We start from the raw sequence: 26,330 nt of genomic DNA, 5'->3' as shown, positions 1-26,330 counted from the left end.
AAAATGCAATGCAAGGTGAAGTAGATGAAGTATATACAGAGTTAGTAAAAGCATTCTTGAATCTAAGATTAAAACCAAATAAAGATTTATTAGAGGATTTAATCAATAAAGCAAATGGATTAAATAGAGCAAGCTATACAGCAGCATCATTAAAAGTAGTAGATGAAGAAGTAGCAAAAGCAAATGCGATATTAAATAATCCAGAAGCAACAGCAGAAGAAGTAGAGAATGCCATAAATGGATTAACAAAAGCAATGGCAGGATTAGAAGCTAATCCAACAAATCCTGAAAATACTGTAAAATCAGGAGATGTAACAGTAGGTGTAAAAACTGGGGATAACAGTTTAGTTGGAATCTTTGCAGGTTTATCAATGTTAAGTTTAGCAGGACTATGTTTATTAAGAAAAAAAGAAGATTAATAAAAATTATTATAAATTTTAAGGTAGGTCATTTGACCTACCTTTAATTTTTGATTAACTTTGATACTGGATGAATTTTAATTATTTTTCATAGAAACCTCAAATAGCTTTTTTATAAAAACTATGGTTTATTTTTTAATGATATGGTCGTGATTTATGCAATTACTGTTTTAAAATAGAGATTGAATCTAAATCAAAGATAGTTGTACATTATAATGAATATATTAGATTTTGTGAGCTGGTTAATATAAAAAGGTTATATATAACCTAGTGAAAAGAATTTATATAGAAAAAATTAGTTTTTTAGATAATTTTGTTATGATTAAGTATATTGTATGGAAAGATAGTGTTATTAATCGTATAATAAAAAATACTGTCTTATAAAAAAGCAGCTTTAGAGGCTATTGTTTTAGAGTGTTAGTTATTGGAAAACAATCTTACAAAACTTCTATCTACAAATTAAACGCTTTCCTATGTATGATTATACACGAGGGAGGCGGTCAGGGAGGAATTAAAATGATAAACGGGAGAATGCTTAAAATTATACATTATCTCTACAACAACAAGGATACAACTTATAAAGATATTTCTAAAGATTTAGATATTAAAGAAAGACTAATTCGTTATGATATTGAAAAAATAAATGACTTTTTAGAAATTCAAAAATTACCTTTAATTGAAAGATTACCAAAAGGAAGATTATTATTTTCTGATACTTTATCATTAGATGATTTTGAACAGGGACAAGAGTTTATTTATACTCAAGATGATCGAATTTCTTTAATTTTACTATTATTGCTTTTGGATCCAAAGCAAGTAAAATTAAATAAACTTTCTGTAGAACTTCAAGTTTCAAGATCAACATTAAAAAATGATTTAGACTTGTTAGAAAAACAGTTAGAAAAAGAGCATATTCTACTCCAATATAATCAGGCCTTTGTATTAGTAGGAAATGAAATAAATATAGTCAATTTAACAATTAAAGAATTTGAAAAATATGTTGATTTAGTTGCAGGGAATAAAGTATTAATTAATGCATTTGAGGAAAAAGTCTTAGATATAATTAATAAATCTTTTAATTATATTAATCTAAGAAATGTTGTGATTTGGATAGATGAGTTACTAGATAGTATGCAATGTTTATTAACTGATCAATTGTATAAATGGTATGTTGCAAATGTTTTGATTTTATTGTGTTACATCATTAATGACAGAACGCATCCTCTTGAAAAAACAAATATAAATCCTGTTGAATTCACGATTTTTGATGCACCAATAAATGAATTAGAAAACATTATTCAAAAAAAGATTACGTTAAAAAAGCAAAATATACTGGTAAGATTATTAAATTATACTAATAAATATGGTAAGTATGAACAATCAATGGATATTATCCAAGTAGAGACGTTAACTAAACAGTTTATTTTATTAATGTCTGAAAAGATTGATTTACCATTTGAAGAAGATGAGATTCTTTTTGAAGGGTTAATAAATCATATGTCTGCTTTGATTACTAGACTAAATCAGGGAATAAAGCTAAATGATAATATCACTTCTATTTTATCTAATAGTGATATTAAAGTGTTTGAAATAGTTTTATCAGTTACAAGGGAAATTGAACTTTTAAATCAAATTAATAATGACACTGAAATTACTTATTTAGCTATTCACTTTATAGCAAGTATGAAAAGAATTAAAGACAAGGAATATAAAAGAATTTTATTAGTTTGCGGTTTTGGATATGGAACTTCAACAATGTTAAAGGAAGCACTGATAAATGAATTTCAGGTAACGATAATAGATATTATACCTACTTATAGAATTAATAGTTATCAAAAGTGGAATGATATTGATTATGTTATTTCAACATCGCCGATAAAATTGCCTATAGATATAGATTTAATTTGTGTTCATCCAATTTTAACACAACAAGATTTTATGCATATGAGGAATATGGGGATTCCAAGAAAAACAACTTTAGCGCACTATTACTCAATTAATCAGCATTTAGATTTTTTAACAGATGATCAACGTTTAAGAGTTTTAGAAGTTATCCAAAAAGAATTAGGAAACCAGCTTGAAAAAAAGACAACAAAAAAAATAAACAAATTAACGGATTTATTAACATATGAAAATATTCAGGTAGTAGATCAGGAAATGAGTTGGCAAGAATCTGTTTATGCAAGTACAGATATATTGCTTAAAAAAAGTTTTATAAATACAAAATATGTCGAAGAAATATTTGAGGGGATTGAAAATCTTGGTTTCTATTCTGTAACTGATGAAAGTTTTGCTTTATTACATGGTGAAAGTAACGAATCAATAAAGCAAAGTTGTATGAGTTTATTAATTAATAGACAACCAATAAAATTTAATGATAAAACAATTAAATTAGTATTTGTTCTTGCAAGTAAGGATAAAAAAGAACATATTCCAGCCGTAATAACTTGGGTAAGAATGATTACAAATACTAATGTTATAGACCAACTCACTCAATGTAATGATCTACCTGAAGCATATCAAGTTTTATTGGAATGTGAAAGAAAGGTGGTATAAAGATGAGTTCAATTATTCAAAAAGAATGTATTGTCTTTGATATTGATACTTGTGATAAAAATGAAGCAATTTTAACTTTAGTAAAAAAATTAAAAGATCAAGAGAAGATTACAAGTGTAGATGATTTTTATCAAGATGTTTTAGATAGAGAAAAAATAGCACCCACAGCAATTGGTTATAATATAGGTTTACCTCATGGTAGGACAAATAATGTAATTGAGTCAGCTGTCTGTTTTGGTAGATTAAATAATGATATTATTTGGAACGATGAGACTAAAGAAGTAGCAAATATTATTATTTTAATAGCTGTTCCTCAAGAAAATGAGGGAAATTTGCATATGCAAATATTGTCAAAATTAGCACGTAAGCTAATGCATGAAGATTTTAGAAATCAATTATTAAATAGTGAAAAGGAAGAAATTTATAAATTATTATGTGAAGGATTGGAGGTATAATAAAAATGGATTTTAAAGAGAAAGTTTCAACAATCAAAAAACATCTATTAACAGGAACATCACACATGATTCCGTTTATTGTTGCTGGAGGAATATTATTTTCTTTAGCAGTTATGTTAAATCCTGAAGGGGCAGCAACACCTGAAACAGGATGGTTAGGTGATCTAGCAAGTATTGGGAGTGCTGGGTTAACATTGTTTGTACCCGTATTAGGGGGATATATTGCTTATTCAATTGCTGATAAACCTGGTTTAGCACCAGGGATGATGGGTGCTTATCTTGCAAGTCAGGTTGGTGCTGGATTCTTAGGTGGTATCGTGGCAGGATTTATTGCAGGATATGTAGTTAAAGCTTTAAAGAAAATTAAGTTACCAATTTCATTAAAGTCGTTAGGCTCAATATTTTTGTACCCACTATTTGGTACCCTAATTACAGGAGGAATCATCGTCTGGGTAATTGGTACACCAATATCTGCAATTATGGAAGGATTAACTAGTTGGTTAAATTCATTAAGTGATGCAGGTAAAGTTCCTTTAGCATCGATTTTAGGAGCAATGACTGCATTTGATATGGGTGGACCAATTAATAAAGTTGCAACATTATTTGCTCAAACTCAAGTTGATACATTACCATATTTAATGGGTGGGGTCGGAGTAGCTATTTGTACACCACCAATTGGAATGGGAATTGCAACATTATTAGCACCTAAAAAATATAATACAGAAGAAAGAGAAGCAGGAAAAGCAGCTATACTTATGGGATCTGTAGGGATTACTGAAGGAGCAATTCCATTTGCTGCTAATGATCCATTACGTGTAATTCCTTCAATTATGGTTGGAGCAGTAGTAGGTAATATTATTCCTTTTATGATGGGAGTGTTAAACCATGCACCATGGGGAGGTTTAATCGTATTGCCTGTTGTTGAGGGATGGCCTGGTTATATTTTAGGAATTGTGGCAGGCTCTTTAGTAACAGCTTTAATGGTTAATTTCTTGAAGAAAGAAAATAAAGATATAACTGAATATGATAAGGAAACTAAAGTTGAGGAAGACTTTGAGATTGAATTTACAGAATTATAAAAATTGGAGGTAAAAAAATGAAAGTAGTAGGTGTAACATCTTGCCCTTCTGGTGTAGCTCATACTTATATGGCAGCAGAAGCATTAGTTTTGGCGGGAAAAAATTTAGGAATCGAAGTAAAGGTTGAAACACAAGGTGGAGCAGGAGTAGAAAATGAATTAACTGCAAATGATATTAAAGAAGCTGCTTGTGTAGTATTAGTTAATGATGTAGCTATTAAAGGAATAGAACGTTTTAAAGGTAAGAAAGTTGTTAAAATGGGAGTATCAGATATTATTAAAAAAGCTGAGCCATTAATGACCAAAATACAAAAAACATTTGGCTAATAGGGAGATTCCTCCCTATTTTTTTATAAGTAAAAAGGATGGTCAAATTTTGTAAAAAAAGGTTACAAATGTTCTAACTTATATATATATATTTGCTGTGTTAAAGTTAAAATGTAATAAAATTATAAGAAAAGGAGAAAAATATGAAAGGGAAAAAGAAACAAATTTTTTCATATCTAGCAAGTGGATTGATTACTGCATCAACAATTATTAGTGCATGTCCAATTAATGTTCTTGCAGTAGAAAAAAGAAATCAGCTAACTCAAGATGAAATTCTATGGCATACTTCATTTAATGATGCTACAGGTTTTTTAGAAAATACTGTTGATCAGACAAAAGGTAGTGAAAATATTGAAGGATTTACACCAGCTGATAAAATAAAGGGAGATGTTACAAGTTTAGTTTTAGTTAATAGTATTACTGGAAGTAGTGATTTCAATGATGCAGAAAAAAAAGTCAAACTGTTTGATGGTGATACAGGTTCTAAGTTTTTAACAAATGACAATGTTCCAAGTGTAGAACAACCGATACATATTGAATTTGCTTTTGAACAAGCTCAAACATTAGACCGTTATGCTATGGTTTCTGCTAATGATTCTCCAGAACGAGATCCTAAGAATTGGACATTCTATGGTTCATCAGATGGAGAAAACTGGGTAGTAATTGACAGTCAAAATGATCAAAATTTTGAAAAAAGATTTGAAAAAAAAGAAATTATGATTGAAAATCCAACTGCATATCAATATTACAAAATTGAAATAACAGCTAATCAGGGAAATGATAAATTAACTCAGTTTGCAGATTTATTTTTAGGTACAGGTGAAGAAAAAGAAGAAGTTCAAGAGCCAACAATGATTACAAAAATTTCTAGTGGACCTAGCGAAGCATGGAATCAAAAATCAAATGCTGGATGGGATGATGAATATGCACTTGAAATTTCTGGAACTCATTTAGGTACTGAAGCAGCCCATTCTTGGAACACTCTGTATAAAGATTTAAATATTACAATTGATGAAAATACAGCATTAAGTTATTTGATTTTTCCAGGTTTGATTGATGGAGAATATGATTATAACTGGACACAAATGAATATGGCAGTAGATTTAAAATTCTCTGATGGAACATATTTGAGTGATGCTGAAATTGATGATACTAATGGAAATTTATTAACTCCACAAGGTCAAGGAGATTCAAGAACATTAGTAACTAGTCAATGGAATAAAATAACGGCACGTTTAGGAGAATATCCAAGCTTAAGAGGTAAAGTTATTACTGAAGTGTTAGTGGCTTATGATAATAAGGATAATAAAGCAGATAAAGATGTTGATTTTAAAAATTATTTAGATGATATTAAAATTTATCAAGAAGCTTTACCAGTTTATGGTGATGATAATTTAGCTGAATATGTAAATATTTTACGTGGAAGTAATGATTCTCCTAACTTTTCAAGAGGGTTGACAGCTCCATTAGTAACTAGGCCACATGGTTTTAATTTTTGGGCACCAGTTACTAATAGTGGAGATAATAAGTTATATACGTATCAACAAAATGGTAGTACTGGGACACTAAAACATATTACAGTGAGTCATGAACCAAGTTATTGGGTTGGAGATCGTGGTAACTGGGAATATATGGTTAATACAAGTATTGATCCAAATGGAACAGATTCAATTGGAGCTAATGAAAGAGCAGCTAAATTTTCTCATGAAAATGAAACTGCAAAAGCTCATTATTATGGAGTAGAATTTAATGAGGGAAATGCACAAGGTGCTAAATTAGAATTATCGCCAACTATGCATGGATCAGCAACAAAATTCACATTTAATGATAGTGCAAAATATCATAATGTAATTTTAGATACAGTACGTGGCAGTGATAAAAAACTTTCTTTAAATGAAGATAAAAAATCATTTACTGCCCAATCAAATCCTAATAGTAATGGGATGCAAACAATGTATGTTTATGGTGAGTTTGATACTGAATGGACAAGTCAACGTTATGGAAATTCTGCAAAAAATTCTGCAATCTTAAACTTTGGAGATGCAAAGAATGTAGAAATGAAAGTAGCAACTTCTTTTATTAGTCCCGAACAAGCGAAAAAGAATCTTCAGTTAGAATTGGATAGTAAAGATTTTAATGAGGTTTATGATGAAGCAAGAGAAGAATGGAATGACAAGTTAGATGTTATTACTGTAAAAGGAGCTAGTCATGAACAGAAAGTAACCCTTTATTCAAATCTATATCGTATGTTTGCGTACCCAAATCTTCTTTCAGAAAATACAGGTACAAATGAAAATCCAGTATGGCAATATAAAAGTACAGTAAGTGATGAAGTAAAAGAAGGGGAATTATTTTATAATAATGGATTCTGGGATACATATCATACTACATGGGCTGGATATCAATTATTGACCCCATCAAAATATGAAGAGATGCTAAATGGATTGGTTGAACATTACAATGATGGAGGCTGGGTTCCAAGATGGGTAGCACCTGGTGGAACTAATTCAATGGTTGGTACAAGTTCAGATGTTATTTTTGGAGATGCAGCAGCTAAAGGTACCGATTTTGAATTAGAAGATGCTTATAAATCAGCTTTAAAAAATGCTTCTGTAGTTAATACAGAAAATCTTACTAAGGGTGGTAGAGCAGAATTAAATACTTCTATTTTTAGAGGTTATACAACAAATGCAACTGGAGAAGGATTCTCTTGGTCAATGGAAGGATATATCAACGATTATGGTATTTCTCAAATGGCTCAAAGATTGGCTGATGAAGCTTTAGCAGCTGGTAATGAACAAGAAGCTAAAACTTATCAGGATGAAGCTGATTATTATCGTAATAGAGCTATGAACTATGTAAATTTATTTGATGGTGATGCACAAGATCCAACAGATAAATGGTTCAAAGGTAAGAGTGGTAGTGGTGAATGGTCACAGGGAGATAGTTTTGATCCAACTTTCTGGGGACGTGATTATACAGAAACTGATGCCTATAATATGACAGTTACAGTACCTCAAGATGGTAATGGTCTAGCTAATTTATATGGTGGACCTGAGGCATTAGGTAAGAGAATGGATACGATCTTTACAACTAAAGGAACATTCAATGGTTATAATGCAATTGATGGTGTTGGTGGAATCCATGAACAAAAAGAATCACGTGATGTCAAATTAGGACAATATGGTCATAGTAATCAACCATCACATGGAATTATTTATATGTATAATTATGCAAAACAACCATGGAAAACTCAATCATTAGTACGTGATGTATTGCGTAGATGTTATGTTGGTTCTGATTTTGGACAAGGTTATATTGGTGATGAAGATAATGGTGAAATGAGTGGATGGCAAATTTTATCATCTCTTGGATTTTTCCCAGTTAATATGGGAAGTGGTGAATTTGCAATTGGATCACCTTTATATGATGAAGCAACAATCCATTTAGAAAATGGTAAAGAATTAACAATTAAAGCTAATAATAATAGTGATGAAAATGTATATATTCAATCTATGAGCGTTAATGGTAAAGCTTATAATTCTAGTTTTATTTCTTCAAAAACTTTAACTGAAGGTGGTCAAATTGTCTTTAACATGGGAGCAAAACCTAATAAAGAATGGGGAATAGAAGGTGAAGGAACATCACTTACCACAGGTACAGATATTCCTAATCCTCAAGAAGATTTAACAACATCTAGTTTAAATGTTCAAAATGAGTTTAGTACGAATGTAAATAAAGATACTGTAGTTGGTAATGATATTAAAGATATTGCAAACTTATTTGATAACAATTCAAATAATGTAGCAGTATTTAGTGAAGATACATCATTGTATTATAGCTTCATTAGACCAGTTAAAGTTAATATGCTTACTTTAACATCTACAAAAGATAAACAAAATGAAGCACCAAAAGAATTTATTTTATATGGTTCAAATGATGGTAATAATTGGTCAGAAGTAGCAAATAAAGAAGGATTAACTTTTGAGTGGGGAAGATATACTCGTCCATTTAGTGTAGATAATAATGCTGGATATCAGTATTATAAATTAGATTTAAAAGGTGGAACAACTTTATCTGAAATTGAATTAATTGGTCAAGCAGATGATTATTCAGCAATAGACAAGGAATTATTAAATAAAGTAATTGAAGCAGCAAAAACAATTGATCAATCTCAGATGGGAATTGATGTTAAAAAGTTATTAAATGATGGTATCAGTGCTGCTCAAGCAGTTATTGATAATGAAGCAGCGACTCAAGATGAAATCGTTGCTCAATATAACGCTTTACAAAATATTATTACAAGAGTAGAAAATATTAGAGATGGTTTAACAAAAATTGAAGCTGAATCATATGATCGTGCACATGCAGAAATTAAAAATGATGGTACTAATATTGGTGGTGTAAAAAAGGATACCTGGGTTGGTTACCGTGATGTTAATTTTAATGTGACACCAGATGAATTAGAGGTAAGATATTCTGTACAGAATAGTGATGGATGTGAAAAAGGAAAAATTGAAGTTCGTTTAGATACACGTGATGGTGAACCACTATTTACAGTTGACACAACTAAAACAGGTGGATGGGATAAGTATGTTATAACAAACGTAAATATTCCTAGTGAAGTCCAAGATAAGTTCCTTGGTTTACATGATGTTTACTTTACATTTGTTGGTAATGATCCAATTGATGATAAACAAGCCTATGTTGCTAATGTTGACTATTTCGATTTCAATAAAAATACAGTTCAATATAATTTAACTTTAAAAGATAATCTTGAAGGTAAAGCTAAAGTTGAGTTTATTGATAATCAAGGAAATATAATTGAAAAAGCAAATGCTGGAGATGTGGTTACAATAAATATTTTAGATATTAATAATAGTAAAAAACTAACAGATGTTAAGATTAATAATACTTCAATTGTAGTAAAAGAAACAGATAATGGTTATACCGGTACATTTGTAATGCCAGATAGTAATGTTGAAGTAGAAATTGTATTAACAGATGTCATCCATGCAAATAAAACAGCATTGACAATAGCTGTAGAAATAGCAAATGAAATTAGTGATGATGAATTATCAAATGTTGTACCAGCAGTAGTAAATGAATTTAAAGCAGCTTTAAAAGAGGCTATAGATATATTAGCAGATGAAACTGCAACTCAAGAAACCGTAGATGTTTCATTTGACCGTTTAGCTAGAGCAATTCAGATGTTAGATTTTATTAAAGGTGATAAAAAACAATTAGAAGCTCAAGTTGAAGCAATGAGTAAATTAATTAAAGAAGAGTATACACCAGTAACATGGAGTAAATTTGAGATTATATTAGAGCAGGCAAAAGATGTATTAGCAGATGAAAATGCAATGCAAGAAGAAGTAAATGAAACATATGATAAATTAATTCGAGCATATTTAGAATTAAGATTAAGACCTAATAAAGATTTATTAACAGACCTAATAAATAAAGCCCAAGGATTAAATGCGACTAACTATACAGAAGCAACATGGAAAATATTAGAAGAAACATTAATAAAAGCAAAAGCAGTAGAAGCTAATGAAGAGGCAACTGAATTAGAAATAAATAATGCTAGAGCAGCCATGGAAAAAGCTATAGAAGGATTAGAAATAAAGTCATCTTTACCTGGAGAAATAATAAAACCTGTTACGCCACAAAATAAAGATAATGGAAAAGAAAAGGCAATTAAAACAGGTGATACAATAAATATTGTATATCCAGTTACAGGATTGGCTATCGCTTCAATTGTATTAGTTATAAATAAAAAAAGAAAACACTTATCTTAATAAAAGAAAATAATTTTATCTACTAGAAAGCTATTAACAAATTATAAAAATTTGTAATAGCTTTATTAGTTTTAAATAAATGTTTTATATTATTTGTATATTACTAAAAAGAGGTTTAAATTTTATGATACTAGTAAAAATTTTCAAAATATGAAAAAATAAGTTAATTAAACTTGTTGACTGTAAGCGCTTTAAATGTTATTATGAGGATGTAAAAATTGTAAATAGTGTGTAACTGGTAGTGCAGGCATTAGCTATACTAAAATATATAAAAAATATAAATTTTTTATATAATATTTTTAGTGTTGCTAATGCCTTTTTTAATGAATATGCGCGCGTTCATTAAAACATTTTAACAATGTTTTACGATTGAAACTGGAAAGAGGAGAGAGAGAAATGAAAAAAACTTGTAAACGTGTATTTGCTACATCAGTGTCTATGGCTCTTGTATTAACTAACATAGTACCGGCATTTGCAAAAACAACAGATAGCAGTATTTCAAAACGCGAAGAAAAAAATGCTGAACTTTCTATGAATTTAGCTACACAAGGGATGGTTTTACTAGAAAACAATAACAATGTACTTCCAATTGCAAGCAATGCAAATATTGCATTGTTTGGAGGTGGTGCTTATTCAACGATTAAAGGAGGTACAGGATCGGGAGATGTTAATCAGCGTTCTGTAACATCAGTATGGGATGGATTTAATAATGCAGGTTATAATGTTACTTCTACTGATTGGTTGAATGCTTTTAAAGTTGCATTCGAAGAAGGGGGAGGAAGTACAGGAGGTGTTTCTGGTGCTAAGTTAGTACCGGATATTGAAGTAACTGATGAACAAATTGAAAAGGCTAAAGAGGGAAATACAGATACTGCGGTTTACGTGATTGTTCGTAGTTCAGGAGAATTTTCTGATCGAAAAATGGAGGATTATTACTTAACTGATATTGAAAAGGCAAATATAGAAAAAATGTCTGCTAACTTTGAAAATTCAATTGTTGTATTGAATGTTGGTGGAATAATGGATACTAAGTTTTTTGACGAAATAGAAGATTTAGACTCATTACTTCTAATGTCTCAAGCAGGAATGCGTAGTGGTGATGCAGTGGTCAAAGTTTTAAATGGTGAAGTAACACCATCTGGGAAATTAACTGACACCTGGGCAGTAAACTATGAAGATTATTCATCTTCAGATAATTTTGGTGCCAATGATGGTAATATCTCACAAGAAGATTATACAGATGATATTTATGTAGGGTATCGTTATTTTGATACATTTAATGTAACACCAGCATATGAATTTGGATATGGATTATCATATACTGATTTCAATATTGATGTAAAAGATGTAACAGTTGATTCAGAAAATGTTACTGTTAATGTAAAAGTAACAAATACTGGGAAAAAATACTCTGGTAAAGAAGTTGTTCAAGTATATTTCTCTACACCAGAAGGTGAATTAGAAAAACCATATCAAGAATTAGCTGCGTATGGTAAAACTGATGTTCTTGATCCTGGAGAATCACAAATATTAACATTATCGTATACTACAACTGAAATGTCTTCGTATTCTGAAGATAAGGCAGCTTATATTATGGAAGCAGGAGATTATTTAGTTAGAGTAGGTAATAGTTCAAGAAATACACATGTAGAAGCAGTTGCTACATTAGATAATTCTTGTATAACAGAGCAACTAAGTAATCAGAAAGTACAAGATGAGGATATTACTACTTTATCAAATAAAGGAACTATGCCTTATACATATGCAGGTGAAGCAGATGAAATAGCAGCAGCTAAAAAATTTGTTTTAGATTCAGCATCTTTTAAAACTGAAAATAATGCTTCTCCATATAAAGATCAAAGTATTAAAAGTTATGTATATGAAGGTAGTGATTATGAGGCAGTAGACCAAGAAAATAATCCACGTTATACAAAAGAACCAGATGGAAAAAATAATACTACCCCAAGCCAAAAGCTTCCTGCTTATGAAGAAAAGGTTGTAGAGATAGAAAAAACTCTTGATAATCCAACATTATTAGATGTTTATCAAGGTAAGGTGAGTATGGAAGAGTTTTTAGCTAGTCTTACTCCTGAAGAAATGTCATATATTGTTGAAGGAATTGGTTGGGGTGGAAATAATACACCAATTATTGGTGCTCAAAGCAATTCTGTAAAAGGTGCTGCTGGTGAAACTACCAGTAACTATTATGAAACAAGAGCAATACCTAATATTGTTTTAGCAGATGGTCCAGCTGGAATTCGAATAACTCAAAGTTATAAAGATAATGGAACAACATACTATCAATATTGTACAGCTTTTCCAATTGGTACATTAATTGCTCAAAGTTGGGATAAAGATGTAGCAGAAGAATTTGGTAAAGCTATTGGTGAAGAAATGATTGAAATGGGAGTTACAATGTGGCTTGCACCAGGAATGAATATTCATAGAAATCCACTTTGTGGGCGTAATTTCGAATATTATTCAGAAGATCCTTTGATTTCAGGAGTTACAGCAGCATCTACAACTTTGGGGGTACAAAGCTATAAAGGAATTGGTGTAACAATTAAACATTATGCTGGTAATAACCAGGAAGATAATCGTAATGCGGTTAATAACACAATAACAGAACGTGCATTCCGAGAAATATATTTAAAAGGATTTGAAATAGCTGTAAAAACGGCAAATCCTTTAGGTATTATGACATCATATAATTTAAATAATAGTATGCCTGCAGCAGATGATTATGAATTATGTACAGATCTTGCAAGAGGAGAATGGGGCTTCAATGGTCTTATTATGACAGACTGGGGAGGTGGACAATCTACACCAGTAAACTCTATGCATGCAGGAAATGATTTAATCATGCCAGGTGGATCATCTGCATCAATTAGAGCAGCAGTAGAAGATGTAGCTCCAGAGTTTGGTAATGATGGCTATGTTAGAATTAATCGTTGGAATGATTTTATATTAGATGCTAATGGAACAGTTTCAGTTACTGCTACAATTGAAAAAGGAAGTACATTAAATGAGAAAGTAAATGCCAAAGTTGAGGAAGGAACAGCTGTAATAAACTATGCTGATGATCAAATTACACCAGTTTCAGTAACTTATAAAGGTGAATATAAGAATAATACATTACCACTTGGAGATTTGCAAAAAGCAACACGCAATGTTCTTAATGTTATCATGGATTCAATTCAGTTTAAGAAAATCGGTACTGAAAACGGAGTTGATGTGGAAATCGGTAAATTCTCAAAAAGTGCTGGGTTATCATTAATTTTAGATGTAGCTAAATCAAATATTACCCAAGTAAATAAAGTGGCCTTATCAATTGCTGTTGAAGTAGCAAGTGCTGTAACTGATAAAGAATTAGATGCGTTAGTTCCAGCTGTAGCAAACGAATTTAAAGCAGCATTAGAAGAAGCAAAAATTATTTTAGCTGATCAAAGTGCTAGTCAAGAAACAGTTGATACTTCATTTGATCGTTTGGCAAAAGCAATCCAAATGTTAGACTTTATTAAAGGTGATAAATCTAATTTGCAATTGTTTGTAAATAAAGTAAAAGATTTAAATTCAGAAGAATATACTAGTACTACATGGAATAACTTTATAGTTTCATTAGAAACAGCAGAATCAGTATTAAAAGATGTAAATGCATTAGAACAAGAAGTAAATGAAACATATGATGGATTAGTAAGAGCATATTTAAATTTAAGATATAAACCAAATAAAAATATATTAAATGATTTGGTAAATAAAGCAGAAGAATTAAATGCAGCAAACTATACTCAAAAATCATGGGGTATAATGCAAACCGCCTTATTAACAGCTAAAGAAGTATTGACAAATGAGGATGCAACTCAACATGATGTCGATGTTGCACATGCTTCATTGACAAAAGCAATTGAAGGATTAGTTGTTAATACAAATACTCCTGAAATACCAATGAATCCAAATGAATCAGTAAATTCAAATGTATCAGATAGTGTAGTAAATTCAGGAGATAAAAAAGTAAGTGTTAGTACTGGAGACACTGCAAATCTTATTTATCCAATTACAGGATTGGCAATTGCATCAATGACTATTATTTTAACTACTAAAAAGAGAAAACATATTTAAAAATAAGCTTATTTATTAAAATTTATGTTAATACTGAAGTTAAATAGTAAAAAGCATGTTGATAAACATGCTTTTTTAAATATAATATGATTGATTTGTTATATTTAAGTTTGTAACCTAATAAAATTTATGGAGTACAATTAAAATAATATATTAGTCTTTATTTTATAAAAAATGATGGAGGAAATAATGAAAGATTTTAATAAATTAAAATATGGAATATTGAATTGTAAGTTCTGTGAACAAAGTTTTGGATATGAGCCACATCCAATCTTTTGGGGAAATAAGAATGCTAAAATAATGCATATAAGTCAGGCGCCATCATTGAGTGTACATAATACTTTAAAGCCATTTAACGATTTAAGTGGAAAAAAGTTACGACAATGGTATGGTATAAATGATGATATTTTTTATAATCAGAATAATTTCTATATTACTTCCTTAGCGCACTGTTATCCTGGTAAATCAAAAAGCGGAGGTGATCGCTTACCACCAAAGTGTTGCAGTGATAGATGGTTAAAGCAGGAAATTGAGATGGTAGAGAATAAAATATATATAGTTGTTGGTAGTTATGCAGCTAAAAAATTATTTCCAGAAAAAAATTTTAAAGATTTAATTTTTAATGATCAAGTTTTACATGGTAAACGAGCATATGTGTTGCCGCATCCTTCTCCATTGAATATGCGTTGGTTTAAGAATAACCCAAAATTTGAACAGGAAAGAATTCTAGAAGTAAGAGAAGTTATTCATAGTCTTTTATTTAAATAAAGTTTTATAACTAGTCTGTTTTTATTGATAATAATTCTATGTATAATATCTATAAATAAGTATAAAAGTGGTTGAGAAAAATCAAAAAATAAAGTACACTTATCGTTGTAGATTTGATAAAATAAATATAGAAAGAGAAGTGATAATTATGGATCAAGTTGAGGTTATAATAGTAACCGGAATGTCAGGAGCAGGTAAGACAAGTGCAATGGCATGCTTTGAAAATTTAGCATTTCGCTGTATAGATAATTATCCCGTAGCACTTTTAACAGAGTTTGCGGAACTTGTGCAGGATAATCCAAAATATCAAAATGTTGCAATGGCAGTTAGTTTGGATGATGCATTAAAAGCAATTAGATTGTTGTCTAATTTAGATTGGATTCATTTGTCAGTTGTCTTTTTAGATTGTGATGATGAAGTACTAGTTAAAAGATATAAGGAAACTAGAAGATCACATCCATTGTTGATTTCCAACAAGGCATCTTCTTTATTGGAAGCAATTGAATTTGAAAGAAGATTGGCTGAACCGATTTCAAGGTTAGCTAATTTAACAATTGATACTACAAAGCTTAAAGGAGCTAGATTCCAAAATTTATTAGAAGATTATTTTAGTAGTGGAAAAGTAGATCCATTTAGAATTACTTTTGAATCATTTGGATATAAACATGGTGTACCAAAAGATGCTGATTTATTATTTGATGTTCGTTTTTTACCTAATCCGTTTTATATAGATGAGTTAAGAACTTTAACAGGAAATGATAAGGCAGTTTATGATTATGTTATGGAAAAAGAGGAAACAAAGATATTTATTAAGAAGATGACGGATTTATTTGATTATTTATTAAAAGAATATGAAAAAGAAGGTAAAATGCATTTAATTATTGGTATTGGGTGCACTGGAGGACAACATCGTTCTGTTTCTTTGACAAATTATTTTGCTGATTATTATAGTAAATATTATCAGGTTCATCGTTTACATCGTGATGCTGATCACTAGGAGTAATTATGGTATCATTTTCGAGAATAGTAAAAGAAGAAGTAGTATTTAATGATTTTGAGTCATGTTGTCAAAGGGCGATGTTGTGTGCAATAATTAAAATCAATGGGACATTATCTTTATCAAGTTATGGTCTATCTTTAACAATTAGAACAGAAAATGCAAAAATAGCTTCTAAAATTCATCGTATGTTGAAGGAAGAATATGATCCCCAGATCGAGTTTTTAGTTTCACGTAAAATGAAATTAAAGAAAAATAATGTTTATATTTTAAAAGTAACTAAGGCAAGAGAAATATTAGATGATTTATCTTTAATGGATGGTTTAGGATTTAATCTTATACCTAATATAAATATTTTAAAAAGTGAGTGTTGTATGCGAGCATATTTGGCAGGAGCATTCTTATCGTGTGGTAGTGTAAATAATCCAGAAACATCAAATTATCATTTAGAGATGAGTTTTAATGAAGAAGAGTTTGCAGAATTTATTGCTAAAATAATGAATGATTTTGAACTAAATGCTAAGATAATTAAACGACGTAATAAATATGTTGTTTATTTAAAATCATCAGAAAAAATTGGAGATTTTTTAAGAGCAATAGGTGCAAGTCAGTCAGTAATGAATTTTGAGAGTACTAGAATTGATCGTAATATGTCTAATACAGTAAATCGTTGGAATAATTGTGATATTGCAAATGAAATCAAATCGATGGCAACTGCAAATAAACAAATCAATGATATTAATACGATTGATATGTTTATGGGATTGAATATGCTTGATGAAAAAACACGTATGGTTGCACTGATTAGACGTAAATATCCTGAAATGACATTAAATGAATTAACAGAAGTTTATTATGAAGAAACAGGGCAGACTATAAGTAAATCTGGGTTACATCATCGATTTAAGAAAATAAGTGAAGAGGCTAAACGATTAATTCAAATGGAGAATGATTAGGATGAATAGAATTGAAATTAGGTTTGGACAGCGGGTCAAAGAAATTCGCTTGAAGCAAAATATTTCTCAAGAAGAGTTAGCTTTTCGTTGTGGGTTATCAAAAAATTATATTTCGGATGTTGAAAGGGGTACAAGAAATATATCTCTAAAATCAATTGAAAAAATTGCTGAAGGTTTTGCAATTAATATTAAAGATTTATTTGAATTCAAATAATATTGGTGTATTATATCTATTATAAAGGAGTTGATGTCATGGGAATGTATTATGCGATTTTAGTTATTTTATTTATTATAATTATATTAAGTTTAATTTTAAATCTTCTTACTAGTCCAATTACCTGGATTATTATCGCAGTATTAATAATCTGGTCTTCAATAAAAAGATATTTATATAAAAAACAGTTAGAAGAATTTAATAAGGAATTTGAACGTCAAACAGAAGAAAAACGTAAAACTTATTACAATCAAGACCAGTATTATCGAGATGATGAAGATATAATTGATGTTAATTATAAAGAATACGAAGATGACAAATAGTCATCTTTTTTGATAAATAGGTTCTAATTGATAGAACCTATTTAAATTTACAAATTTGCTTCTTTAGTAAAATATAAGCAATAATACTAGCAATACTTTCTGATACTACAAAAGCTATCCAGATACCATTTATTCCTATAAATGATAATAATATATATGATAATGGTAAAGTAATAATAAATTGTCTTAACAATGAAATTAATAATGAATATTTGCCATTGCCTAATGATTCAAAAACTCCAGAAATGACTATACCTAGAGTAGAAATAATAAAACATGGAGCAAGGATCCTCAATCCAATAATACCAATTTCCAATAATGAATTAGAAGCATTAAACCATGATAAAATAAAATTAGGAAAAACAAGAAATAAGATTGAGCCACTACATAAAATTATCAAAATAACTGCAATGGAAACTTTAATTATATCTATTACTCGTTTGAAATGTTTAGCCCCAAAATTATAGCTTATTAAAGGTCTCATCCCTTGAATCAAGCCATTAGCAGGCATATATATAAATGATTGAAGCTTAAAATAAATTCCAAAAAAAGCAATTGCTGATTGTGAGATAGTTGCCAAAAGACTATTTAATAGAGCAACTAAAATAGATGGTAGTGCTGTCATTACCCCTGAGGGAATAGCAATCGAATAAATGTTTTTAATAATTTGAGGATTAGGTTTAAAATTCTTTAAAGATATTTTTAAAGTTGATTTTTTTCTAAATAGAAAAATAGCTAATATACAGGCAGTCATTTGTCCTATAATTGTTGCAATTGCAGCACCAGCTACACCTAATTTTAAATATCCATTTATTCCAAAGATTAATATTGGATCTAAAATAATGTTAGTAATAGCTCCTATTGCTTGTAAAAACATTGGTATCATCATATTGCCAGTTGCTTGAAACATTTTTTCAATTGTAATATGAATAATAGAACCAAAAGTAAAAGTAATTACAATAGTTCCATAGGTGATTGCATAATTTAAAACTTTTGCGTCATTAGTAAACATCAAAAAGAACGGTTTCATTAAAAAGATACCAATAATAATAAATAAGATTGAGTGAACTATAGATAAAAATATACCATGATTACTTATGTAATTAGCCTTGTCTTTATCATTTGCACCCAAATTTTGAGCAATTAATGCATTAATTGCAACCCCTAATCCTACAGAAAAAGCTAATGATAAATTCTGTAAGGGAAATGCTAAAGATAGAGCAGTTAAAGCTTGTTCACCTAGTTTAGCAACAAAAATACTATCAATAATATTATACATAGATTGAATCAACATAGATATCATTGGGGGAATAGCCATTTTCATTAATAGGGGAAAGATAGGTTTATTAGCCATTTCGTTATATTCGTGGTTCATATTATCTCCTTTCATAAAAAAAGCTATAGCTGCTTGTTTATAAATCAGAAACAAGTAAAAGCTATAGCTATTAAATAAGCACATGATTAAAATTTTCAATCATTAGCATACATTAATAATTATTTTCTGTCAATGTTTGAATAAAATTTAAATTAATTTTTCTTTCTTTAAAAATTTAAATAATGCTGTAACACAGTCAGGATCATAAGAAGATCCGCTTTCTTTTAAAAGTATCTTAATCGCTGCTTGTGGATTCATTGCAGTTCGATATGACCGAATAGAAGTTAAAGCATCATATACATCAGCTACTGCAATAATTTTAGCGCCAAGTTTTATTTCTTCACTTTTTAATCCAAAGGGATAGCCACTACCATCAATCTTTTCGTGGTGCTGTAAGACCATTTGTCCAATATCTTCACCAAAGACATCAACAATCATTTTATATGATTCAATGGGATGATTATTAATAATCCTTTTTTCATGTTCTGTTAAATTAGCAGGCTTAAGTAAAATTTCAGTAGGAGTATTGATTTTGCCAATATCGTGAAATCTAGCAGCATGGAAAAGATCATCTAATTTTGCATCATCTATATTTAATTCATGAGCAATTTTCATTGATAATTTTTGAACTCGAAGACAGTGCTCTTTAGTAGAACCATCTTTTTCCTGAAGTTTTTTCATTATAGTAGTTAATTTTTCAATTTGCTTTTTTTTTCGATAAAAAATAAAATTATTAGCAGTACAAGTAAAAACAACATCTTCTAAAACTTTAAAAGGATAACTGTGACTCGATTGTGAGATAACCATTGTATCGCCAGCTTCTAAAATATTATGATTTCCTGAAAAGGGAGTAATCATAATTTTTCCAGAGATAATATTATATATTTCAATAGCATTTTTAGTATCTAGTGCATCAAATACACCGCTAAGTCCTTTTGGCATGCGATAGCGTGTAATTTCAATATCGTCATCTAAAAAAATCAATTCTATTATATTTTCCTTTATATCAGAAATAGTTTTTTCAATATACTCATCAGTTTTTATGATTGTTAAAGATGGCATAAAGTCACATCCTTTCTTCTTAGAATAATTGTATAAAAAGAAGTATAGGAAGTCAATTTATATAATATGTTGGATAAGATATTATGAAGTTAATAATATATTTCTTTTATTTTATATTAAATAAGTTATAATTATAAATAGGTGAAATTATGAAAAAAATAAAAGAAATAGTAGTGGTAGAGGGAAAAACAGATACCGCTTTATTAAAACAGTTGTTTGAAGTAGATACTATTGAAACCCATGGATTAGCTTTAAATGAACAAACATTAAATTTAATAAAAGAAGCTAGTAAAAGTAGGGGAATTATTGTTTTGACAGACCCTGATTTCCCGGGAAAAAAAATACGTGATCAGATTCAGGCGGCTGTACCAAATTGTAATCATGCTTTTGTATCAAAAAAAGATGCTACTGGTAAAAAAAAATTAGGAATAGCTGAAGCAAAAAAGGAAGCTATTATTACTGCATTAGAAAATATGGTTCATTTTGATGCTGATAAGGAAAGTATTACATGGATAGAATTTATTGATTTAGATATTATTGGTAATAAGAAAAAAAGATTACTTATATACAATTTATTTAATCTTGGGTATGGGAATGTTAAAACTTTATTTAAAAGATTAAATATGGTTGGAATTACTAAAAAGGATATTTTAGAAAGATTAGAAAGTGAAATTAATAAATTATAATGGAAAGTTATTTTAAATAAGGGTGAGTTAGTAGTGAAAGATATTGCGACACTTAGTACAACTAAATATATATTAGATAAATATAACTTAAATGCTTTAAAAAAATTTGGACAAAATTTTTTAATTGATACAAATATTGTAAATAAAATAGTTAATCAGACGCATATAGATAAAAGTACTGCAGTTATTGAAATAGGTCCAGGAATAGGTGCTTTAACACAGATATTAGGACGAAATGCTGGAAAGGTCATTAGCTTTGAAATAGATGAAAGATTTAAACCTGTGTATAATGAATTTTTAGATAAAAATAATATTGATATTATTTTTGGTGATTTTATGAAACAGGATATAAAGGTAATTATTGATGAATTAAGACAAGATTATCAAAAAGTTTATTTAATAGCTAATTTGCCATATTATATTACAACTGAAATAATTGAAAAAGTAGTTCTAAATGATAGTAAAATAGATGAATTAATCGTAATGATTCAAAAAGAAAATGCTTTAAAAATGGTAAGTGATTATAAAAATCCACTTTTATTATTGATTAAGGATATTGGAAGTATTGAATACTTATTTACAGTCAATAAAAATGTTTTCATACCTGCACCTCATGTAGATTCTGCTATTATTAAGATAAAAATAAATAAACAGCCAGATTTAAAATTATATGAGACTTTAAATGTGTGTTTTAAACAGCGTCGGAAAACAATATTAAATAATTTAAAACAAAAATATAATAATGCTGAAGAAATATTATATAATTGTAAAATTGAAGCAAGGAAAAGAAGTGAAGAATTATCATTAGAAGATTTTAAAAATATCACCAATAAATTATAGCTGCATATAATATATTGGTGATATTAATGAAAATAGGTGATATTGTTTGCCGAAAGAAGTATGGTAAAGATATTTGCTTTAAAATAACTGATATTAAAGATGGTGTCTATTATTTAACAGGAATTGAATATCGATTAGTTGCTGATAGCGATGAAGCTGATTTAGAATTAAGTGATTTTAACAGTGAAAAAAGTGATATAATAGTAGAAAATAAACCATGTTTAAAAGGCAGTGTGCTGCATATTGATGGAGATAAAAATTATTTAGAAATGTGTTTGGATAAGTATAAAGAATTTAATATCAATGTACATGGCTATTATATGAAAGAAAATGAAATTAAAGATAAAATTATCCCTCTATTAGAGAAACATAAACCAGATTTACTTGTTATTACAGGTCATGATGCAATGAAAAAGAATGGTGATCGAAAAAATATCAACAGTTATCTTCACACAATGGACTTTGTTGAAGCGATTCGTAGAGCAAGGTTATATCAGGATGATAAAGATAGTTTAATTATTTTTGCTGGTGCTTGTCAGTCATATTATGAACTGTTATTGGCTAGTGGTGCAAATTTTGCTTCTAGTCCAAGCCGTAAAAATATTCATGCTTTAGACCCAGTATTTGTTGTTAGTCAGATAGCTAATGCAAGTGTAAAAAATTATGTTGATTTAGAAAAAATTGTTGCTAAAACTTCTAATAAACATTTAGGAGTTGGCGGTATTGATACAAGAGGGGTTGCAAGAAAAATTTATCCAACAAGTAGGTGATGTAATGAAGATAAAAGCATATGCAAAAATAAATTTAGCACTAGATGTTATAAGAAAAAGAGAAGATGGATATCATGAATTAGAAATGATCATGGCACCAATTACACTACATGATTTAATTTATATAAATACAATTGATGAAGGAATTGAAATAGAGTCCAATAGCAAAATCATGCCTACAGATGAGCGGAATATTATGTATAAGGCTGTTGCATTGATTAAAGAACGTTACGGAATTAAAAAAGGTGTTAAGATTTATGTTTATAAACATATTCCTACTCAAGCTGGATTAGCTGGTGGAAGTGCTGATGGAGCTGCAGTAATAAAAGCAATGAATAAATTATTTTATTTAAACCTATCTAATGAGCAGATGGCAAGACTTGGTAAGGAAGTAGGAGCGGATGTACCATTTTGTATTTATCAAAAAATGGCTATCGTTAGTGGTATAGGTGAAAAGTTAACTTTTATTGAACAGCCTTTTGAGTGTAAAATATTATTAGTAAAACCAAAAAAAGGTGTTTCAACTAAAAAATCTTTTAGTAGCTTGGATTTGAGTAGAGCAAGTCATCAAGATTGTTATTTAATGGCAAAAGGGATAGAACAAAATGATTATCAAACAGTAATTGATAATTTACAAAATACATTGGAGGCTCCATCAATAAAGATGGTTCCTGAGATTGCAATAATTAAACAAGAAATGCTTAAAATTGGATTTGATGGTGCATTAATGTCAGGCAGTGGTTCTTGTGTGTTTGGACTTACGAGAAGTGATATGATTTTAGAAAAAGGGTTTAAGTTTTTTAAGGGAAAATATTATTTTGTAAGGAAAACAGAAATATTAAATGAAGAGGAGATTGTTTAGGCAATTTCTTTTTTATAAGAGAATTGTTAAAAAAGTATTTTATATTTTAATATTTGAAATATATTTTAGCTAAATATAATTATTTATAGTAGGTAATATATAGCCAAGATTTAGCTATTTTATAAGATAAAAAGGGTAAAAAACTATATTTCTTGATTACTATTTAATTTCCAAACATTTTTTAGCTTTTTTTGCTTTAACTAATGTAAATTTTTTGTTATCATGTTGTTGTTAAAGAGGTGTTAAGATGAAAACTTATGCTGTAGTTATGGCGGCTGGTAAAGGTACCAGAATGAAATCGGATAAACCTAAGGTTGTCCATGAAGTATTATATAAGCCTATGATCAATCATATTGTTGATGAATTGAAGCATGTTGGAGTTGATGAGATATATGTGATTGTGGGTCATAAGGCTGAAGAAGTAGAAAAACTGGTAAATGATGTTAATATTATTTATCAAATGGAGCAGCTAGGAACTGGTCATGCTTTAATGCAATGTAAAAATGCATTAGCGGGTAAACCAGGTACAACTGTTGTATTAAACGGTGATGCTCCGTTAATAACTAGTGAAACATTAAAGAATTTAATTGCTTATCATAATGATAATGAATTAAAGGGAACAATTATGACCTGTGACTGTGACTTGGATAAAAAGTTTGGTCGAGTAATTAGAGAAGATAATCAGGTTAAGGAAGTCGTTGAATTTAAGGATTGTGATTCAAGACAAATTAATATTAGTGAAATGAATTGTGGAGAGTATTGTTTTGACAATGAATCATTATTTAATGCATTAGAGAAAGTAAATAATAAAAATGCACAAAACGAATATTATATTACGGATGTTATTAAAATTATGAATGATGATAATTTAAAAGTTGGAGGTTATAAAATTCCTGATTTAGCAGAAGTTGGTGGAATTAATGATCGAGTTGAATTATCTGAAGCAACAAAAATACTACAATTAAAAGTAAATAAAAAACATTTATTAAATGGGGTAAATATTATTGATATTTACAACACGTATATTGGAGTAGATGTAACTATTGCTCCAGATACAACAATTGAACCAGGATGTATTATTAAAGGCAGATCAAGCATTGGTGCTAATTGCCATATAGGGCCTTACTGTGAATTTGAAAATGTTGAAATCAAAGATAATGTTGAAATTAAATATGCAGTTATTTCTGATTCAATTATTGAAAATGGTGTGGATATTGGACCTTTTGCACGATTAAGAACAAATTGTCATATACTAGAAGATGCCCATATGGGGAACTTTGTAGAGATGAAAAAAGCTGTTTTTGGAAAAGGTAGTAAAGCGTCACATTTAACTTATGTTGGTGATGCAACAGTTGGAAGTAATGTTAATATGGGGTGTGGAACAATTACCTCAAATTATGATGGTAAAAATAAGTTTCAAACAATTATTGGCGACAACGCTTTTATTGGGTGTAACAGTAATTTAATTGCACCAGTATCAGTTGGTGAAAATGCTTATGTAGCAGCTGGTTCGACAATTACAGATCAGGTCAGTGATAACGCGTTTGCAATTGCCCGTGCACGCCAAGTTAATAAAAATGGGTATGCTAAAATATTAGAAGAAAAAAGAAATCAAAAAGGAAAATAGGAGAAGAAAATGAAAAACAAAATAACTGTCTTTGCATTATCAGCTAGTGGTGAATTAGCTAATGATATTGCAGAAAAATTAGGAACTAAAGTAGGAAAAAGTAAAGTGCACCATTTTGCTGATGGCGAGATTTTAGTTGAAATTGATGAGTCAGTACGCGGTAAGGATGTTTTTATTGTTCAATCTACTTCTAATCCAGTTACTGAAAATTTAATGGAAATTTTGGTTTTGGCTGATGCTTTAAAAAGAGCTTCTGCTAAAGAAATCACTGCAATCATTCCTTATTTTGGATATGCTCGTCAAGATCGTAAAGCTAAACCAAGACAACCAATTACTTCTAAATTAGTAGCTGATTTATTAACAGTTGCAGGTATTACTCGAGTTGTAACAGTGGATTTACATGCGGCTCAAATTCAAGGTTTCTTTGATATACCAGTAGATGAGATGCAAGCATTACCACTTATTTCAAATTATTTCAAGAAAAAAGATATGGAAGATATTTGTGTGGTTTCGCCTGATCATGGTGGAGCTACTAGAGCTCGTAAACTAGCTGTGGCTTTAGATGCGCCAGTAGCTATTATCGATAAGAGAAGACCTAAACCAAACGTGGCTGAAATAATGGGTGTTTTAGGGGATGTATCAGGTAAAAATTGTATTATGGTTGATGATATGATAGATACTGGTGGAACAATTATTGCTGGAATTGAGATGCTAAAAGAAAAAGGTGCTAAATCAGTTCATGTGGCTTGTACTCATCCGGTATTTTCTGGACCTGCTGTAGAAAGATTACAAAATTCTTCAGCTGATGAAGTTGTTGTCACAGATACGATTAAATTACCTGAAGATAAAATATTCCCTAAATTAAAGACAGTTTCTGTAGCAGGATTACTTGCTAAAACTATTGAGAATATTGAAAATTGTTTGCCAGTTTCTGATGTATTTCAAATGTTTGATTTTGATAAATAGAATATAGATTTTAAAGAGACTTCAAATGAAGTCTCTTTTATTGTCTGCAATAAAACCCCCAGCTAGGCTGGGGGCTCAAAAAGCTTTAGCGGAGTGATAATGAAAAACCTCACGTGATATAATATAAAT

General features: G+C 29.5%; 20 protein-coding genes. 18 read left to right on the top strand and 2 right to left on the bottom strand.

Going from position 1 to position 26,330, the window contains the following annotated elements:
• The 12 genes from ACLR9T_RS10735 to ACLR9T_RS10680 all read left to right on the top strand — a co-directional run.
• Positions 1-419: FIVAR domain-containing protein (locus ACLR9T_RS10735; RefSeq protein WP_413109542.1), on the top strand; the 419-nt coding region annotated here is incomplete at its 5' end.
• A 516-nt stretch (positions 420-935) separates the two neighbouring features.
• A complete protein-coding gene (locus ACLR9T_RS10730) occupies positions 936-2,975 on the top strand; it encodes a BglG family transcription antiterminator (RefSeq protein ID WP_413109541.1) in 2,040 nt (679 codons plus the stop codon).
• Between the two features lie 2 nt (positions 2,976-2,977).
• Positions 2,978-3,430: a PTS sugar transporter subunit IIA gene (locus ACLR9T_RS10725; protein ID WP_413109540.1), complete on the top strand. Its 453-nt coding sequence runs from the start codon at positions 2,978-2,980 to the stop codon at positions 3,428-3,430.
• A gap of 5 nt (positions 3,431-3,435) precedes the next feature.
• Positions 3,436-4,509: a PTS fructose transporter subunit EIIC gene (locus ACLR9T_RS10720; protein WP_413109539.1), complete on the top strand. Its 1,074-nt coding sequence runs from the start codon at positions 3,436-3,438 to the stop codon at positions 4,507-4,509.
• Positions 4,510-4,526: 17 nt separating this feature from the next.
• The gene (locus ACLR9T_RS10715; protein WP_413109538.1) at positions 4,527-4,835 is read left to right on the top strand and encodes a PTS fructose-like transporter subunit IIB; all 309 of its coding nucleotides are present in this window, start codon (positions 4,527-4,529) and stop codon (positions 4,833-4,835) included.
• A gap of 143 nt (positions 4,836-4,978) precedes the next feature.
• Entirely contained in the window at positions 4,979-10,636 is a 5,658-nt protein-coding gene (locus ACLR9T_RS10710; protein WP_413109537.1) for a GH92 family glycosyl hydrolase, read from the top strand.
• 396 nt (positions 10,637-11,032) lie between these two features.
• Positions 11,033-14,755: a glycoside hydrolase family 3 C-terminal domain-containing protein gene (locus ACLR9T_RS10705; protein WP_413109536.1), complete on the top strand. Its 3,723-nt coding sequence runs from the start codon at positions 11,033-11,035 to the stop codon at positions 14,753-14,755.
• Between the two features lie 189 nt (positions 14,756-14,944).
• On the top strand, positions 14,945-15,523 hold the full coding sequence (locus ACLR9T_RS10700; RefSeq protein WP_413109535.1) for a uracil-DNA glycosylase family protein: 579 nt from the start codon (positions 14,945-14,947) through the stop codon (positions 15,521-15,523).
• A 148-nt stretch (positions 15,524-15,671) separates the two neighbouring features.
• Complete coding sequence (rapZ, locus tag ACLR9T_RS10695; RefSeq protein WP_413109534.1) at positions 15,672-16,520, top strand: RNase adapter RapZ; 849 nt, start codon at positions 15,672-15,674, stop codon at positions 16,518-16,520.
• Positions 16,521-16,528: 8 nt separating this feature from the next.
• Positions 16,529-17,476, top strand: a complete 948-nt coding sequence (whiA, locus tag ACLR9T_RS10690) for a DNA-binding protein WhiA (protein ID WP_413109533.1) — start codon at positions 16,529-16,531, stop codon at positions 17,474-17,476.
• Position 17,477: 1 nt separating this feature from the next.
• The gene (locus ACLR9T_RS10685; RefSeq protein WP_413109532.1) at positions 17,478-17,690 is read left to right on the top strand and encodes a helix-turn-helix domain-containing protein; all 213 of its coding nucleotides are present in this window, start codon (positions 17,478-17,480) and stop codon (positions 17,688-17,690) included.
• Positions 17,691-17,728: 38 nt separating this feature from the next.
• Entirely contained in the window at positions 17,729-18,013 is a 285-nt protein-coding gene (locus tag ACLR9T_RS10680; protein ID WP_413109531.1) for a hypothetical protein, read from the top strand.
• 37 nt (positions 18,014-18,050) lie between these two features.
• Here ACLR9T_RS10680 and ACLR9T_RS10675 read toward each other — a convergent pair whose 3' ends face one another.
• Both ACLR9T_RS10675 and ACLR9T_RS10670 read right to left on the bottom strand, forming a co-directional pair.
• Entirely contained in the window at positions 18,051-19,403 is a 1,353-nt protein-coding gene (locus ACLR9T_RS10675) for an MATE family efflux transporter (RefSeq protein WP_413109530.1), read from the bottom strand.
• Positions 19,404-19,535: 132 nt separating this feature from the next.
• A complete protein-coding gene (locus ACLR9T_RS10670; RefSeq protein WP_413109529.1) occupies positions 19,536-20,450 on the bottom strand; it encodes an HD-GYP domain-containing protein in 915 nt (304 codons plus the stop codon).
• A gap of 149 nt (positions 20,451-20,599) precedes the next feature.
• Here ACLR9T_RS10670 and rnmV point away from each other — a divergent pair, with 149 nt between their 5' ends.
• The 6 genes from rnmV to ACLR9T_RS10640 all read left to right on the top strand — a co-directional run bounded on the left by rnmV (position 20,600) and on the right by ACLR9T_RS10640 (position 26,201).
• Positions 20,600-21,136 (top strand): ribonuclease M5, encoded by a 537-nt coding sequence (rnmV, locus tag ACLR9T_RS10665; RefSeq protein ID WP_413109528.1) that lies wholly within the window; start codon positions 20,600-20,602, stop codon positions 21,134-21,136.
• A gap of 33 nt (positions 21,137-21,169) precedes the next feature.
• Positions 21,170-21,976, top strand: a complete 807-nt coding sequence (gene rsmA, locus ACLR9T_RS10660; RefSeq protein WP_413109527.1) for a 16S rRNA (adenine(1518)-N(6)/adenine(1519)-N(6))-dimethyltransferase RsmA — start codon at positions 21,170-21,172, stop codon at positions 21,974-21,976.
• Between the two features lie 26 nt (positions 21,977-22,002).
• A complete protein-coding gene (locus ACLR9T_RS10655; RefSeq protein ID WP_413109526.1) occupies positions 22,003-22,746 on the top strand; it encodes a sporulation peptidase YabG in 744 nt (247 codons plus the stop codon).
• Positions 22,747-22,750: 4 nt separating this feature from the next.
• On the top strand, positions 22,751-23,608 hold the full coding sequence (ispE, locus tag ACLR9T_RS10650) for a 4-(cytidine 5'-diphospho)-2-C-methyl-D-erythritol kinase (protein WP_413109525.1): 858 nt from the start codon (positions 22,751-22,753) through the stop codon (positions 23,606-23,608).
• Positions 23,609-23,855: 247 nt separating this feature from the next.
• On the top strand, positions 23,856-25,235 hold the full coding sequence (gene glmU / locus ACLR9T_RS10645; RefSeq protein WP_413109524.1) for a bifunctional UDP-N-acetylglucosamine diphosphorylase/glucosamine-1-phosphate N-acetyltransferase GlmU: 1,380 nt from the start codon (positions 23,856-23,858) through the stop codon (positions 25,233-25,235).
• Positions 25,236-25,244: 9 nt separating this feature from the next.
• On the top strand, positions 25,245-26,201 hold the full coding sequence (locus ACLR9T_RS10640) for a ribose-phosphate diphosphokinase (RefSeq protein WP_413109523.1): 957 nt from the start codon (positions 25,245-25,247) through the stop codon (positions 26,199-26,201).
• Positions 26,202-26,330: the final 129 nt, after the last annotated feature.

This window comes from Thomasclavelia sp., assembly GCF_047249845.1.
Lineage (GTDB): Bacteria > Bacillota_I > Bacilli_A > Erysipelotrichales > Coprobacillaceae > Thomasclavelia.
The sequence above is the reverse complement of the archived record's forward strand: the minus strand, read 5'-3'. Positions and strand labels throughout refer to the sequence as shown.

Bases quoted from the DNA above. Each gene is read 5' to 3' on its own strand.
- ACLR9T_RS10730 (WP_413109541.1), top strand. From the start codon at position 936: ATGATAAACGGGAGAATGCTTAAAATTATACATTATCTCTACAACAAC.
- ACLR9T_RS10725 (WP_413109540.1), top strand. From the start codon at position 2,978: ATGAGTTCAATTATTCAAAAAGAATGTATTGTCTTTGATATTGATACT.
- ACLR9T_RS10720 (WP_413109539.1), top strand. From the start codon at position 3,436: ATGGATTTTAAAGAGAAAGTTTCAACAATCAAAAAACATCTATTAACA.
- ACLR9T_RS10715 (WP_413109538.1), top strand. From the start codon at position 4,527: ATGAAAGTAGTAGGTGTAACATCTTGCCCTTCTGGTGTAGCTCATACT.
- ACLR9T_RS10710 (WP_413109537.1), top strand. From the start codon at position 4,979: ATGAAAGGGAAAAAGAAACAAATTTTTTCATATCTAGCAAGTGGATTG.
- ACLR9T_RS10705 (WP_413109536.1), top strand. From the start codon at position 11,033: ATGAAAAAAACTTGTAAACGTGTATTTGCTACATCAGTGTCTATGGCT.
- ACLR9T_RS10700 (WP_413109535.1), top strand. From the start codon at position 14,945: ATGAAAGATTTTAATAAATTAAAATATGGAATATTGAATTGTAAGTTC.
- rapZ (WP_413109534.1), top strand. From the start codon at position 15,672: ATGGATCAAGTTGAGGTTATAATAGTAACCGGAATGTCAGGAGCAGGT.
- whiA (WP_413109533.1), top strand. From the start codon at position 16,529: ATGGTATCATTTTCGAGAATAGTAAAAGAAGAAGTAGTATTTAATGAT.
- ACLR9T_RS10685 (WP_413109532.1), top strand. From the start codon at position 17,478: ATGAATAGAATTGAAATTAGGTTTGGACAGCGGGTCAAAGAAATTCGC.
- ACLR9T_RS10680 (WP_413109531.1), top strand. From the start codon at position 17,729: ATGGGAATGTATTATGCGATTTTAGTTATTTTATTTATTATAATTATA.
- ACLR9T_RS10675 (WP_413109530.1), bottom strand. From the start codon at position 19,403: ATGAAAGGAGATAATATGAACCACGAATATAACGAAATGGCTAATAAA.
- ACLR9T_RS10670 (WP_413109529.1), bottom strand. From the start codon at position 20,450: ATGCCATCTTTAACAATCATAAAAACTGATGAGTATATTGAAAAAACT.
- rnmV (WP_413109528.1), top strand. From the start codon at position 20,600: ATGAAAAAAATAAAAGAAATAGTAGTGGTAGAGGGAAAAACAGATACC.
- ACLR9T_RS10655 (WP_413109526.1), top strand. From the start codon at position 22,003: ATGAAAATAGGTGATATTGTTTGCCGAAAGAAGTATGGTAAAGATATT.
- ispE (WP_413109525.1), top strand. From the start codon at position 22,751: ATGAAGATAAAAGCATATGCAAAAATAAATTTAGCACTAGATGTTATA.
- glmU (WP_413109524.1), top strand. From the start codon at position 23,856: ATGAAAACTTATGCTGTAGTTATGGCGGCTGGTAAAGGTACCAGAATG.
- ACLR9T_RS10640 (WP_413109523.1), top strand. From the start codon at position 25,245: ATGAAAAACAAAATAACTGTCTTTGCATTATCAGCTAGTGGTGAATTA.